At 67.4% G+C, this 14036-nt stretch carries 11 protein-coding genes; 6 read left to right on the top strand and 5 right to left on the bottom strand.

Features of this window, described 5'->3' with window-relative positions:
• On the bottom strand, positions 1 to 1680 hold the full coding sequence (locus tag EV650_RS26380; RefSeq protein ID WP_134121680.1) for a chitinase: 1680 nt from the start codon (positions 1678 to 1680) through the stop codon (positions 1 to 3).
• A gap of 416 nt (positions 1681 to 2096) precedes the next feature.
• Here EV650_RS26380 and EV650_RS26375 point away from each other — a divergent pair, with 416 nt between their 5' ends.
• Positions 2097 to 2891 carry an HAD family hydrolase gene (locus EV650_RS26375; protein ID WP_238174461.1) on the top strand — a complete coding sequence of 265 codons (795 nt, stop codon included), beginning with the start codon at positions 2097 to 2099 and terminating at the stop codon, positions 2889 to 2891.
• 269 nt (positions 2892 to 3160) lie between these two features.
• Here EV650_RS26375 and EV650_RS26370 read toward each other — a convergent pair whose 3' ends face one another.
• Positions 3161 to 3934: a Fic family protein gene (locus tag EV650_RS26370; protein ID WP_134121678.1), complete on the bottom strand. Its 774-nt coding sequence runs from the start codon at positions 3932 to 3934 to the stop codon at positions 3161 to 3163.
• 24 nt (positions 3935 to 3958) lie between these two features.
• On the opposite strand from EV650_RS26370, the gene EV650_RS26365 reads away from it, so the two are divergent.
• The 4 genes from EV650_RS26365 (at position 3959) to EV650_RS26350 (ending at position 10058) form a co-directional block, all read left to right on the top strand.
• Entirely contained in the window at positions 3959 to 6196 is a 2238-nt protein-coding gene (locus EV650_RS26365; protein WP_134121677.1) for a bifunctional glycosyltransferase/CDP-glycerol:glycerophosphate glycerophosphotransferase, read from the top strand.
• Positions 6197 to 6313: 117 nt separating this feature from the next.
• Positions 6314 to 7996 (top strand): arginine--tRNA ligase, encoded by a 1683-nt coding sequence (gene argS / locus EV650_RS26360; RefSeq protein ID WP_439648801.1) that lies wholly within the window; start codon positions 6314 to 6316, stop codon positions 7994 to 7996.
• 12 nt (positions 7997 to 8008) lie between these two features.
• Positions 8009 to 9037 (top strand): alpha/beta hydrolase, encoded by a 1029-nt coding sequence (locus EV650_RS26355; RefSeq protein WP_134121676.1) that lies wholly within the window; start codon positions 8009 to 8011, stop codon positions 9035 to 9037.
• Between the two features lie 40 nt (positions 9038 to 9077).
• Positions 9078 to 10058: a GNAT family N-acetyltransferase gene (locus EV650_RS26350; RefSeq protein ID WP_134121675.1), complete on the top strand. Its 981-nt coding sequence runs from the start codon at positions 9078 to 9080 to the stop codon at positions 10056 to 10058.
• Here EV650_RS26350 and EV650_RS26345 read toward each other — a convergent pair.
• The gene (locus EV650_RS26345; protein WP_134121674.1) at positions 10047 to 11525 is read right to left on the bottom strand and encodes an MFS transporter; all 1479 of its coding nucleotides are present in this window, start codon (positions 11523 to 11525) and stop codon (positions 10047 to 10049) included. The genes EV650_RS26350 and EV650_RS26345 overlap by 12 nt on opposite strands.
• A gap of 124 nt (positions 11526 to 11649) precedes the next feature.
• On the opposite strand from EV650_RS26345, the gene EV650_RS26340 reads away from it, so the two are divergent.
• Positions 11650 to 12228 (top strand): TetR/AcrR family transcriptional regulator, encoded by a 579-nt coding sequence (locus tag EV650_RS26340; RefSeq protein ID WP_134121673.1) that lies wholly within the window; start codon positions 11650 to 11652, stop codon positions 12226 to 12228.
• Here the strand turns inward: EV650_RS26340 and EV650_RS26335 are convergent.
• Positions 12209 to 12733 (bottom strand): dTDP-4-dehydrorhamnose 3,5-epimerase family protein, encoded by a 525-nt coding sequence (locus EV650_RS26335; protein ID WP_134121672.1) that lies wholly within the window; start codon positions 12731 to 12733, stop codon positions 12209 to 12211. The two genes, EV650_RS26340 and EV650_RS26335, sit on opposite strands and share 20 nt — an antisense overlap.
• Entirely contained in the window at positions 12730 to 13935 is a 1206-nt protein-coding gene (locus tag EV650_RS26330) for a DUF2786 domain-containing protein (RefSeq protein ID WP_238174460.1), read from the bottom strand. Before EV650_RS26330 ends, EV650_RS26335 begins: the two co-directional genes overlap by 4 nt.
• Between the last annotated feature and the right edge of the window lie 101 nt (positions 13936 to 14036).

Raw genomic sequence — 14036 nt, 5'->3', positions numbered from 1 at the left:
TCAGGGCAGTGAGTGCACGTGGCTACCGACCTGGTTCGCGAACTGGTTGCCGTTCGACGCGTCCCAGTTGGTCGACCAAGTCATCGCCCCACGCAGCGAGGGCCACGGTGAGCTCGGCTTGTAGTTGCCGCAGCCGGTGCCCTTGGACAGGCAGTCCAGCGCGTTGTTGACGACAGTCGGCGAGACGTACCCGCTGCCTGCCGCCTGGGACGACGCCGGCAGGCCGAGGCCGACCTGGTCGGGACGCAGTCCGTTCTGCAGCATGATGCAGGCCTGGGCCGTGATGAAGTCGACCGAGCCCTGCGAGTACACCTGACCGTCGCAGCCGTTCATCGAGCCGGAGTTGTAGTACTGCACGTTGACGATGGTCAGGATGCTCTTGATCGCCAGCGCCAGCTTGAAGTACTCGAACGAGGTGGCCTGCATGTCGATCGTCTGCGGCGCCATCGTGATCACCAGTCCGCTACCGAACTGACTCTGCAGACTGGTCAGCGCCTGACCCATGTACTGCGCGTTGACGCCGTTCTCCAGGTCGATGTCGATCCCGTCGAACCCGTACTCACGTAGTACCGAGAGCGCACTGCTGGCGAAGTTCGATGCGGCAGTCGGGTCCGCGACCGAGATGGTGCCGTTCTGGCCGCCGACGGACAGGATGACCTTCTTGCCGGCCGCCTGCTTCGCCGCGATGTCGGCCTTGAACTGCGCGACCGTGTAGCCACCGAGCCCGGCGCTGTCCAGGTTGAACGTGATGGCACCCGGCCGCGACGTGTCCGCATCCGCGAAGGCGACTGCGATCAGGTCGTACGCCGCCGGCACATCGGAGATCTTCTGCACCGTCGCGCCGTTGTTGAAGTTCTGCCAGTACCCGGTGAGCACGTGCGCCGGCAGGTCGCTGAGCGGCGGGTTGGTCCCACCGTCGGACGTGGTGCCCGACACTGCAGCGCCGTACGCCGAGCAGTTGCCACTCGGGTCACAGGCCCGCACCTTGAAGGAGTACGTCGTTGCCGCACTGAGGCCGGTCGCGGTCCAGCTGGTCACGTTGCCGACGCTCTGCGCGGCTCCGGTCCCGCGGACGACGTCGTAGTGGTCGATGCCGTTCGCGTCGGACGCGGCGGACCAGTTCAGCTTCAGCGAGCTCGCGGTCGGACTGCCGACCGCCAGACCACCTGGCGTCGACGGCGCCGTGGTGTCCGGAGTCCCACCCGGACCATCCAGTACGACGTCATCGACCTGGTACGCCGGGAGCGCGTACCAACTGTGGACGTAGATCGACACCGACGTGGCCGAAGCACCCGTGGTGAACGGAACGGTCAGTTGGCTCCAACCGGAACTAGTCGTCCACGTGCTGGGACCACCATCCACACCAAGGTAAACATTCGATCCTTTGACCCACGCCGACAGCGTGTACGCCGTATTGGGCTGGACCGCTATCGACTGCGAGCACTGGGCGATATCGCTCCCGCTCGGTGTCGCCTGGAGCGCGAATGAGCCGGAGTGCGGGGCGGACGTCGTGACGCCGCCGGCCGGACAGGACCAGCCGGAGAGCGTGCCGGACTCGAAGCCGGCGTTCGTGACGAGATTGGTCGCCGCGGAGGCGGCGGAAGGGGCCAAAAAGCCCATGAGAACGGCGAGCAGGCTGATGACGACCGCTGCCTGGGGGCGGTGTGCAGGCGGTTTCATGTTCTACAACCTGTGACCAGGCAATTACATTGTCAAGACCCTGCATAAAGTGAGAACGCTCCCACGCGCAGAAAAGCGAGAATCTTTACCAGTACTTGGCGAAGGGTAGAAAGGCGACGGCCCCCGGCGGGGGGGTGACCGGGGGCCGTCTTCGGCCACGGGCTCGGGGGGAGGAGCCGGGGGCCGTTCAGGAGGCGACAGTCTGCCACTGTCAGGGAGTATGTACCCCCCGATTCCAGGCTTCACACATCTCAGTTCAGTTGCGACTGACTGCGTTTCGGCCAGGCGCTGAACGCACCCGATCAGGCGCTTCCAGCCAGTGTCACTGTCACACTGCCGACCAGTCTAACGGGATACCGGCCCAGGCAAAAGCCCGGGTCCCTCGGCGTTTCTCCCAGCTGCCTATGCTCGGTCCCATGGCGCACCCCGGGACCGCTCGATCGGCGGCTTTCTTCGATCTGGACAAGACCATTCTGGCGCGCTCGAGCACGCTCGCGTTCTCCCGCCCGTTCTACGCCGGCGGGCTGATCAACCGCCGGACGGTACTGCGTAGCGCGTACGCCCAGTTCGTCTACCTGCTCGGCGGCGCGGACCACGACCAGATGGAGCGGATGCGCGAGTACATCTCCGCGATGTGCGCCGGCTGGGACGTCGCGACGGTCAAGGCGATCGTCGCCGACACCCTGGACCACATCGTCCGGCCGATGATCCACACCGAGGCGGTCGAGCTGATCGCGCAGCACCACGCGGCCGGCCGGGACGTGGTGATCGTGTCGTCGTCCGGTGCCGAGGTGGTCGAGCCGATCGGCGCGATCCTCGGTGCGGACAAGGTGATCGCCACCCGGATGGTAGTTGCCGACGGCAAGTACACCGGCGAGATCGCCGAGTATGCGTACGGTCCGAACAAGGTGACCGCGATCGAGGCCTTGGCCGCGACCGAGGGCTACGACCTGTCAACCTCCTACGGTTACTCGGATTCCATCACCGACGAGCCGTTGCTGGCCGCGGTCGGGCACCCGTTCGCGGTCAACCCGGACAAGGCGTTGCGGCGGATCGCGGTCGAGCGAGGCTGGCCGGTGCTGGAGTTCGCCGAACCGCAGCAGCCCAACCGGAGCGGCGTACGACGACCTGCTGTAGCCGTCGGCGTGGTCGCGGCCGTTGCCGCGGGAGCCCTGTTGCTGGCGTCGCGCCGACGCTCCCGGACTGCTTGAAAGCTGAAGATAGCTTCATTGTTCTCAACTCCATGAAGGCTCCGCATCCCCTTCCCAGAAAGGGGTTTCAGGAGTACAAAGGAACCACAAAGGATCTTCGGATCCAGTAGAGATTGCACGGCAACCAGGCACCCACGCGGCGACCAGCCCATCCCAAACGGGCAGCGCGACCCAGGCTCCGGCCTGTGGCGGCAAACCGGTGCACGCATGGTAACCAGGAGGTTGTGCCAGCGACGGCGTTCTCATCCGAGAACGCCGTTCGCATGGTTTCAGGACACAAGTGGCGAGAGCTCGGCACCTTTTGTCACTACCTCGCAGGACCGCAGCAACCAATCACGAACGCCGGTCAGTCCTCGCGCTGTGTAGTCGGAAAGCCCGCTGGCATAGGACGCCTGCAACAGATAGTGACCGCCTTCCGGCACTGTGACCGAGACCGGATCGATGCCCCGGGCAACCAACAGGCAGCGTTCGGCGGCTCGGGCAACGAGTCCGTTGGCATGCGGGAACGGTCGCAGGACGGCCAGCTCTGCATGCACGATCGCCGCGACGACCAGACCGGGCGCCTTGGTCGGACGGGTGAGGCTGCGCGCGAGAGCGCTCAACCGCTCCCACATCTCGTCGGCGCCAGGCGCCGGCGGCAGTCCGGGAATGTCGTCCGGGACCGGCTCGGCGGCGGTCCGCAGGTGGCCCAGCTCGGCCGCCGGACCCAGGTCTACCGCGGCCAACTGGTGCAGTCTGGTCCAGACCTGCACGGGGGCCTTGTCCACCTGGGGCGCCAGCGCCATCAATTCGCCGGTCATCCGGACCGCACCGGCGGCGAGTCCGTCGGCGGCACCACGGCGTACCTCGTCCGGCGTCGCTGTACTGCCAGCCAGGGCGGCGGACGCGTGGGCGCCGCGCAGCAGGGCCTCGGCGGTCATGTCCGAACCGACCCGGCGCAGACCACGGTCGCGGAGCAGTACGTCGACCGCGTCCCGGGCCGCCCGCGCCGCCGACCCGACCCCTTCCAGACCGGCCAACGGCTCGAACACGTCAGTACTCATGACTGCACCCTAGGATGACGTCGTATGGCGCTCGGCACCGTCCCCAGGTTCAGCATCGTGGTCCCCTGCCATGCCTCGCGGGCGTGGCTGCGGCCGTGTCTGGACTCGGTGCTGAGCCAGTCGTTCGCTGACTTCGAGGTGATCGGGGTCGACGACGCCTCGCCGGACGGGTCCGGCCGGATCCTGGACGAGTACGCGGCCGCCGACCCGCGGGTACGGGCGCTGCACCTGGAGGAGAACGTCGGCCACGGACCGGCCCGGAACGCCGGGCTGAAGGAGTGCCGCGGCGAGTACGTGCTGTTCCTGGACGCCGACGACCTCTGGCTGCCCGGCTCGCTGGAGGCGATCGCCGGCCGGATCGACAACACCGCGCGGATCGATGACGTGGGGGCTGACATCGTGATGTTCGACTACGAGCGGATCTTCTGGGACGGCCGGGTGGTCGGCAGTCAGCGGCACGACGCGTTCGGCCGGGACGGTGCGGGTGTGTTCACCGCGGCCGAGCGGCCGATCTTCCTGACCTTCCTCGAGGTGGTCTGGAACAAGGCGTACCGGCGCGGGTTCCTCACCCGGCACGGGTTCGCGTTCACGTCCGGCTTCTACGAGGACGCGCCCTGGACCTACTCGACGATGCTGACCGCCGAGCGGATCGCCACCCTGGACCGGGTCGTCGTGCACTACCGGCAGCACCGGACCGGCGGCAACATCCATGCCACCGGCGGTCGCCGGCAGTGGGACATCTTCGACCAGTACGACCGGGTGCACGCGTTCATCCAGTCCGACCCGGAGCTGGCCGGCTGGCGGCGGTTCGCGTTCGACCGTTCGCTGGACCACATCATCGCCGTACTCGCCAAGCCCGAGCGGATCGATACCGACGACCGGGCCGACTTCTTCCACGCGGCGCATGCGTTCGCGAAGCGCTGGAAGCCGGAGGGCTACGGCAGCGACCGGACCGCGCGGGGGTTCAAGCGTTGGTTGCTGATCCACGACGACTACGCCACCTACTCGACACTCAAACTGAGCGCCCGGGTGCTGCGCGCACAGAACGCGCGCAAGACGGTCGGCAGGCTGATGCACCGCGCCAAGCTCGACCCGAACCTGGCGGCCTACACGGCCTACTGGTTCAAGCAGTACGCCTGCAATCCCCGGGCGATCTACGAGAAGGCGGCCGAGCTGGCGCCGCATCTGCGCGGGGTCTGGGTAGTCGACAACGATCACCTGAGCGCGATCCCGGAGGGCGTCGAGTACGTCGTCGCGGACTCCCCGGCGTACGAGAAGCTGCTCGGCAAGGCGACGTACTTCGTCAGCAACATGAACTGGCCGAAGGAGCTGGACAAGCGCGAGGGCCAGATCCACCTGCAGACCCAGCACGGTACGCCGCTGAAGACGATGGGCACCGATCTGCGGAAGTTCCCGCTGGCCGGCCAGGGTCTCGACCTCGAGGAGCTGATGCAGCAGGTCGACCGCTGGGACTACAACCTGTCCTCGAACCGGTACTCCTCGGAGATCTGGGAGCGCACCTACCCGGCGTACTTCGAGGAGCTCGAGTACGGCTACCCGCGCAACGACCGGCTGCTGACCGCGACCCTCGACGAGGTCCGGGCGATCCGGGCCGGGTTCGGGTACGACGACTCGCACCTGGTCATCCTGTACGCGCCGACCTTCCGCGACGGCGTCGACTCGGTCCGGCTGCCGACCGGTCTGAAGGACCTCGGCGGGACCGGCGTCCGGCTCGATCTGGACCAGCTGGCGAACGCGGCCGGCGACCACGGCCGGGTGCTGGTGCGGACCCACTACTCGTTGTCGAAGGCACCGGAATCCCAGTCCAGCAAGGTGGTCGACGCATCCCGGCACCCGCGGGTCGAGGACCTGATGCTGGCGGCCGACGTCCTGATCTCGGACTACTCGTCGATCACCTTCGACTACGCGAACCTCGACCGGCCGATCATGCTGCACGTCGAGGACCAGGGCTTCTACAACGACCGCCGCGGCACGTACTTCGACGTCACCGACTTCCCGCCCGGGGTGGTGGCGCGGTCGTCCGAGGAGCTGTTCGCCGCGTTGCGGAACGGCACGTTCGCCTCGCCTGAGGCGGCCAAGCACCGGCATCTGTACCGGGAGAAGTTCTGCGAGTTCGACGACGGGCAGGCGGCCGAGCGAGTGGTACGGCGGGTGTTCCTGGGCGAGACCGACGTACCGGCGATCGTGCCGCCGGCGGACCGGTCACCGGCACCGTCGGCGTACTTCGTGCATAATGGCTGACATGTCGATCAGCCGGAAGCCCACCCACGCTCTGCGCGTGAGCTTCAGCCTGCGACGACGACGCACTGTCTGAACACCTCAGCCTGTTCCAGTCGCGTCTCTTTGAAGGACCCTGTCATGTCCGCAGTTCTGCCTGTCCTTGCCACCAGACTGTCCGCTGCCGCCGAGGCGGCCTTCGGTACGCTCTACGACGCCGAGTTGCGGGCGGCGACCAAGCCCGAGTTCGGCCACTACCAGAGCAATCTCGCACTCCGGCTCGGCAACGCCCTCGGCCAACCGCCGCGGGACATCGCCGCACGCCTGGTCGACGCCTTGCAGGTAGACGACTTGTGCGAGAAGCCGTCCATCGCCGGCCCGGGATTCATCAACCTGACGTTGCTGCCGGCAACCCTGGCCAAGGCCGTCAACGAGCCGCAATCCTTTAGTAGCAACGGTCTGCGGGTCGTCGTCGACTACTCGCAGCCGAACGTGGCCAAGCAGATGCACGTCGGCCATCTCCGGTCGACCGTGATCGGCGACGCACTCTGCAACGTGCTCGAGTACGTCGGGTACGAGGTGATCCGGCAGAACCACGTCGGCGACTGGGGCACGCAGTACGGGATGATGATCGAGCAACTGCTCGAGGAGGGCATCACGGCGGAATCCCTTGATCTGGAGGGATTGCAGCACCTCTACGAGCGGAGCCGGAAGCACTTCGATGCCGATGGCACCTTTGCCGACAAGTCCAGGCTGCGGGTAGTCAAGCTGCAGTCGGGTGATCCGGAGACGCGGGCCAGCTGGCGGCACATGGTCGACGTCTCGATGGACGACTTCGAGAAGGTCTACGCACTGCTCGGATCCAAGCTCCAACGGTCGGATGTCGTGGGCGAAAGCGCATACAACGACGACCTGCCGAGAGTGGTTGCAGAGCTGGAGCAGCAGGGTCTGCTGACCGAGTCCGAGGGCGCGATGTGCGCGTTCCTGCCCGGGTACGCCGGCAGGGACGGGAGCCCGTTGCCGGTGATCGTGCGGAAGTCCGACGGCGGGTTCGGCTACAGCGCAACGGACCTGGCCGCAGTACGGCATCGGGTGAGCACGCTGCACGCCGACCGGATCGTGTACGTCGTGGACCATCGGCAGGCACTGCACTTCGACATGATCTTCACTCTGGCGCGGACCGCCGGTTGGTTGCCATCGACAACACCGGCGGAGCATGTCTCGTTCGGCACCGTACTCGGACCGACCGGAAAACCCTTCAAAACAAGGGCAGGCGGCACGGTGAAGCTGGCCGAGCTCCTCAACAGCGCGGTCGCGCGGGCTGACTCGCTACTGGAAGGCCGGGAGGGCGTCGATCGGGAGGCGACCGCGCGGGCGGTGGGGATCGGCGCCGTCAAGTACGCCGACCTGTCGAGCGACCGGGGCAACGACTACGTGTTCGACCTGGACCGGATGGTCGCGATGACCGGCAACACCGGCCCCTACCTCCAGTACGCCCACGCCCGGCTCACCCGGCTCCTCAGCAAGGCCGGCACCCCAGGTGAGGTCACCGACCTGAAGGACCCGGCCGAGCAGCAGCTCGCCCTCCTCCTCACCGACTTCGCCGACACGGTCGCCCAGGTCGCAGAGACGCTCCAGCCGCACAGACTCTGCACCTACCTGTACGACGTCGCGTCAGCCCTCTCCACCTTCTACGAGCAGTGCCCGGTGCTGAGCAGTGAAGGCGCGACCAGAGCAAGCCGGATCGCCCTCTGCACGGCAACCCGGAAGGTGTTGCAGGATGGACTCAGTCTGCTGGGGATCCAGGCCCCGGACGCCATGTGACGGAGGTTGCCCATGTTGCCGTGGTCCGCGGAGCTCGCCGGCCGGATCGACCAGACGACGTACACCAGTGAGCTGCTGCGGGGGAACCCGCTCGGCGACCCGCACGAGCGACCGGTGCTGGTCTACCTGCCGCCGGGGTACGACGACTCGGATCAGCGGTACCCATCCATCTACGTGACGATGGGCTACACCGGGCATGTCGGAATGTGGTTCAACCGGGCGCCGTTCCGGCAGCCGTACCCGGAGCTGCTGGACGCCATGTTCCAGGACGAGAGCGTGCCGCGGGCTGTCGTGGTCTTCGTCGACTCGTGGACGAAGTACGGCGGGAGCCAGTGCCTCGACTCGCCGGGGACCGGGCAGTACCAGTCGTACTTGTGCGACGAGATCGTGCCGTGGGTCGACGCGAAGTACCGGACGATCGCCGACCGCGATCATCGTGCTGTCACTGGCAAGTCGAGCGGCGGGTACACCGCGATGGTGACGCCGTTGCTGCGGCCGGACGTGTTCGGCGCACTCGCGACGCATGCCGGTGACGCCCTGTTCGACGTCTGCTACCGGTCGGGGTTCGGCGAGACCGCCCGGATCCTGCGGGACAAGTACGACGGCAGCTACGAGAAGTACTTCGAGGTGCTCGAGACCAAGCGCGGCCGGACCACCAACGAGGATCTGCACATCCTGGAGATGTACGGCTACGCGTCGGCGTACTCCGCCGAGGCCGACGGCACCGTACTGCTGCCGTTCGACGATCTCGGGGCGACCGTCCCCGAGGTCTGGGCCCGCTGGCTGTCCCGCGACCCGGTCGAGATGGTGAAGGAACCGCAGTACGCCGAGGCGCTCCGCTCGCTGCGCGCGGTCTGGATCGACGCGGGCCGGCAGGACGAGTACTTCCTGGACCTCGGCGCGACCGCGTTCCACCGGGCCGCCCAGCAGGTCGGCGTACCCGATGAGCGGATGCACTTCGAGCTGTTCGAGGGTACGCACGGCGGCATCGAGTACCGCTATCCGATGGCCGTGCGCTGGCTCGCCGAGCAACTCGGCTAATTGGCATGCAGTCGAGCAGCAGACCCCGTACTTTCGTTCCATGAGCTGGCCGGAAGGGATCGAGACGCGCCCGATGACCACGGGCGACGTCGAGGTGTGGGCGGCGCTGTTGGCCGCCACGGAGAAGGTCGACCAGGAGGGCGAGAACTACAGCGCCGAGGACCTCGCCGAGCAACTGGACCGGCCGGAGCTCGATCTGGCCAAGGACAGCATCAGCCTGTGGTCCGGCGGCCGGATGATCGGCTACGGCATCGCGCACGTGAAGACCGCTGTGGTGGACGTGGACCGGGTCAACACCGAGGGCTGCATCGACCCGGAGTGGCGCCGGCAGGGCCTCGGCACGGCGGTGATGCGCTGGATGATCCACCGCGCAGGCGAACTGCACGCGGCCACTCACCCGGAGGCCCCGGGTCAGGTCAGCGCCGGAGCGAACAGCGCCAACGCCGGCGCGAACCGGATGCTCCGCAACCTCGGCTTCGAGGAGGAGCGGTACTTCTTCGAAATGCGCCGGCCGCTGGACCAGCCGGTCCCGGACGCGCCGTTGGTCGACGGGCTTCAGCTCAGGTCGTACGACGGGTCGTACGAGGATGCGTTGCGGGAGGCTCACTTCGAGGCCTTCTCCGACCACTGGGGCTGGACGCCGCCCACCACGGAGGCGTGGAGATCCCGGAACGTCGGATCACGGGCGTTCCGCGGCGATCAGTCGTACTGCGTCCTGGATGGCGGCACCGTCGCGGCGTACGTCAACGGCTACGAGTGGGAAGCGGACACCGAGGCGACCGGGATCCGGGAGCTGTACATCGGCCAGGTCGGCAGCCGGCGTGCGTACCGCGGCCGCGGCCTGGCCCGTGCGGCCCTGGCGAAGGTGCTCACCGAGGCCGCACAGGCCGGCTACCAGCGGTCGTCACTCGGCGTCGACGCCGACAACCCCACCGGAGCACTCGGCCTGTACGAGTCCCTCGGCTTCACGGTTCACAGCAAGTACGTCAGCTACAAGCTGCCGATCACGTCAGACGTGTGAGTCGACGACGACCGGAGCCTCCACTGGCTCCGGCGCCGAGCGGAACCAGTTCCACGGGCGGACCGTGACGATGATCATCACCAGGCTCACCGCCGCGTAGATCAGCGACCCGACGAACGCGGCATGAACGCCGTCGACCAGCACCTCACGGGGCACGGTCGACGTCGAGTTCCGGCTCGCCGTACCGAAGATCGTGACCAGGATGCCCAGGCCGAGTGCGCCACCGACCTGCTGGACCACGTTCAGCATGCCGGACGCGGCACCCGAGTCCTCCGGCGCGACGCCCGAGATCGCCCGGCCGACCAGCGGGATGAAGATCATCCCGGCACCCGCACCGAACAGCAGCAGCGGACCGACCACGTCGTGCAGGTACGTGCTGTGCGAGCCGAGCCGGGTCAGCCAGATCGTGCCGAGCGTGACCAGCGTGGACCCTGCCAGCAAGAGCTTGCCGCCGTCGATCCGGGCAACCAACTTCGGAACGATGCGCGACGCGGTGAACAGCAGACCGGTCATCGGCAGGAAGGCCAGACCGGCCGCCAGCGGGTTCAGTTCGAGCACGCCCTGCAGGTACTGCGTCAGGAAGAAGAACATCCCGAACATCGTCCCGACCACCAGCAGCATGGTCAGGTACGACGCCGACCGCTGAGCGGACTTGAACAGCCGGAGCGGGACGATCGGGTGGCTGACCCGGCGCTCGATCAGCACGAACGAGACCAGCAGTACGACGCCGGCCGCGAACGCGGTCAGCACCTGCGGTGACGACCAGCCCTCCTCGGCGACCCGGATGAAGCCGAACACGAGCGAGGTGATGCCGAGCGTCGAGGTGAGCGCACCGGCCACGTCGAACCGGCCGGTCTCCGGCTCGGTCTCGGTCAGCACCCGGCGAGCCGCGAAGACCAGCGCGATACCGATCGGGACGTTGATGAACAGACCCCAGCGCCAGGACACCCAGTCGGTCAGCATGCCGCCGAGCACCAGGCCGACGCTGCCGCCGCCGGACGAGATCAGGCTGTAGTAGCCGAGCGCCTTCATCCGCTCGGGGCCTTCGCGGTACGTAAGCATGAGTAGCGTCAGCGCGGCCGGAGCGGCGATCGCACCGCCGATGCCCTGCAGGACGCGGGCAGCGAGCAGCAGTTCCGCGTTCGGCGCGAGACCGCCGAGCAGCGAGGCGAGCGTGAAGATGCTGATACCGGTGACGAACACCCGGCGGCGACCGAGCAGGTCACCGGCGCGCGCACCGAGCAGCAGCAGACCGCCGAACGCGAGCGCGTAGGCGTTCTGCACCCACGACAGGCTGGACGGGGTGAAGTGCAGGGCCTGCTGGATGTGCGGCATCGCGATGTTCACCACGGTGCCGTCGAGGATCACCATCAGTTGGGTGACCAGGATGACTGCGAGAACTACCCCCGGCCGCCGAGCGGGCGTGCCGGATCTGGCGCCGGCCGGCGCCGCGGCTGTTGCCGACATATTGCTCCTTACCCCAGAGGGGCTACAGTTGTGAGAGGAAAGCGGAGCGCTCCTCCGGATACGATACGGAGGCCTCCTCCGCTTTGCAAGCGATATTGTTGGCGAACTCGTGCGAGGAGGCCGGATGGCGCCGCAACCTCTGCCGTGCACACGGCCGACCCGTGCGGACGCGGCGCGGAACTACGACCGCCTGGTGACGGCCGCCCGCGAAACGTTCGCCCAGCACGGCACCGACACCTCACTCGAGGAGATCGCCCGCCGCGCCGGCGTCGGCATCGGCACGCTGTACCGCCGGTTCCCGAGCCGGACCGCGCTGCTCGAGGCGGTCTACGTCGACGAGATCCAGTCCGTCTGCGACCGCGCGTACGACTTCGACCGGGAGCTGGAGCCGTTCGACGCGCTGGCCGCCTGGTTGCGCAGCTTCCTCGGCTACGGGCTGTCCAAGGGCAGCCTGGCCAGCGAGCTTACGGTTGCCCTGGGCAAAGACTCGCCGTTCTTCCAGGTCTGCAAGGTCAATGTGCAGGAAGCCGGGAAACTCCTGCTGGACAAGGCGAAAGCGGCCGGTGAGGTCAGGTCGGAGCTTGAGCTGATGGACGTGATGCGGCTGGTCGGCGGCATCAACATGGGCCGTGACATCGAGCCTGAGCAGGCGAACCGCCTGCTCGACATCGTGCTCTGCGGGCTCAGGCCCGCTGCGTCCTGACCTGGTCGAGCGACGGGTTCGCCGCGTCCCGCTCGGTGTAGCTCAGCTCCGCGCGCGGAAACGGCCAGTCGATCGCCAACGCGGGATCGAAGAGGTCGACGGTGACGCGCTCCGGCGACCAGTACTCGTTCACCAGGAAGTTGTACGTCGTGTGCGGCGTCAGCGTGCAGAACGAGTTCCCGACGCCACGCGGCACGTAGAGCGCCTGCTCTGGACCGAACTCGAACGTCTCCACCCGGCCGAACGTCTCGTTGTCGCGCAGATCCACGATCGCGACGAACACTCGACCCGACGACGGAGACAAGTATTTGTCCCACGGCTCGGCGTGGATCCCGCGGACGATCCCCAGTTCGGCGAAGTACGCGACGTTGTGCTGGACGACGTCCATCCCGAGGTCGGCGAGCTTCTCGCGATGGAAGTTCTCCTTGAACCAGCCGTCGTCGTTGGGCTTCACGTCCAGCCCGATCCGCAGCAGCCCGGGGATCGCGGTCTCCTCGATCCTCACCGACGTACCTGCTGGCGGGCGTCGAGCTGGGCCTGGTCGGCGGCGGTCAGGCCCGCGTTCCACCCGGCGCCGTTGGTGATGCGGGTCCGTCTGGTCGTCGTGTTTGGGAACAGTTGGGCGAACAGAGCGTCCACCTGCTCCTCCCGTTTGGCCAGCACCGGCAGCAGGCGGCCGGCATCAGCTTCCGGTACGGCGGCCTGGGCCGCGGCCGTGGTCTGCTCCAGCCGCTCGCCGATCCGCTGCGCGTAGGCCATCAGGAACGACTGCCGGAACGACCGCGTCCGGGACTCGCCTCGATGACCGATGTGTTTGCCAGCGGCAAGCATCGCTCGATTCGCCTGCACCAGAAGAGAAGTGCTGAGGATCTCGGTGTGCTGCAGATCGACCTCCGCGCCCACGATGGTGACGACGGCCAGGTCATCGATCACGACCGTACGGCACCGATTCGCCGCGGCCACCGCTCCGACCAGCTGCGCCTTGGCCGAGACGTACGGCGTCTCGACCCACAGCCGCCGGCCCGCGGAATCGTCCGGGATCTCCACCTCCGCCTCCACCAGAGCCAGGTCCAGCGAGAACTTCGCCATCAACTCCTGCGCCTTACCCGACAGGGCTTCCGCCTCGTCCGGGAACTCGGTCGCCTCCGCCTTCGCGAGCAGAGCGCGGATCCGCGCCAGCATCTTCCCGTCAGCCGGTACGGCGGAGTGCTGCCGGCGGACCGTCGTACCGGGCAAGGGGTAGAGCCGCGCCAGGACCGGCAGAGTCTGAAGGAAACCGCCTAGAGACAGAGCGTGATGCAGGGTGAGGTAGCGACCGACGCGAGCGCCTGCTGCCCAGGCGGTCAGGCTCAGCTCGGTGAAGGGCTGCGGTACGCCGAGATCGGTCAGCTGATCGAGCCAGCGAGGGTCGATCGTGGTGGCTCGGTATCCCCGGTGCTCCGCCGAGATCGCGGCCAGCAGCAACGGCTCGACGCCCGGGTCCAAGATGCGACGGCCGTGCTGGACGACGTCGGTCGGCGCCCAGCCACGCTCCCAGGTGGCGCGGAGCAGACCGGTGAGGAACGCCTGCACGCAACGGTCCACCTGCGCCTGGTCGCGTTCGTCGTACGCACCCAGGCGGGCCAAATGCTCGTCGGCGCGATCGTCGCGCACAGCAACGACAGCTGCCGTCATCGGTAGCAATCGCAGGATTTCCTCGTCACTCACGCCGTCGAGTCTGACACCCAGCGAAGTTCCTGCCCAAACGGGAATCCGTTCCCTTGTGGATAAACCCTGCGAGTCTGCAGGCTGCCCGAAAGGACGCTGAC

This window comes from Kribbella kalugense, from assembly GCF_004365875.1.
In the GTDB taxonomy this organism is placed as follows: Bacteria; Actinomycetota; Actinomycetes; order Propionibacteriales; family Kribbellaceae; genus Kribbella; species Kribbella kalugense.
The sequence above is the reverse complement of the archived record's forward strand: the minus strand, read 5'-3'. Positions and strand labels throughout refer to the sequence as shown.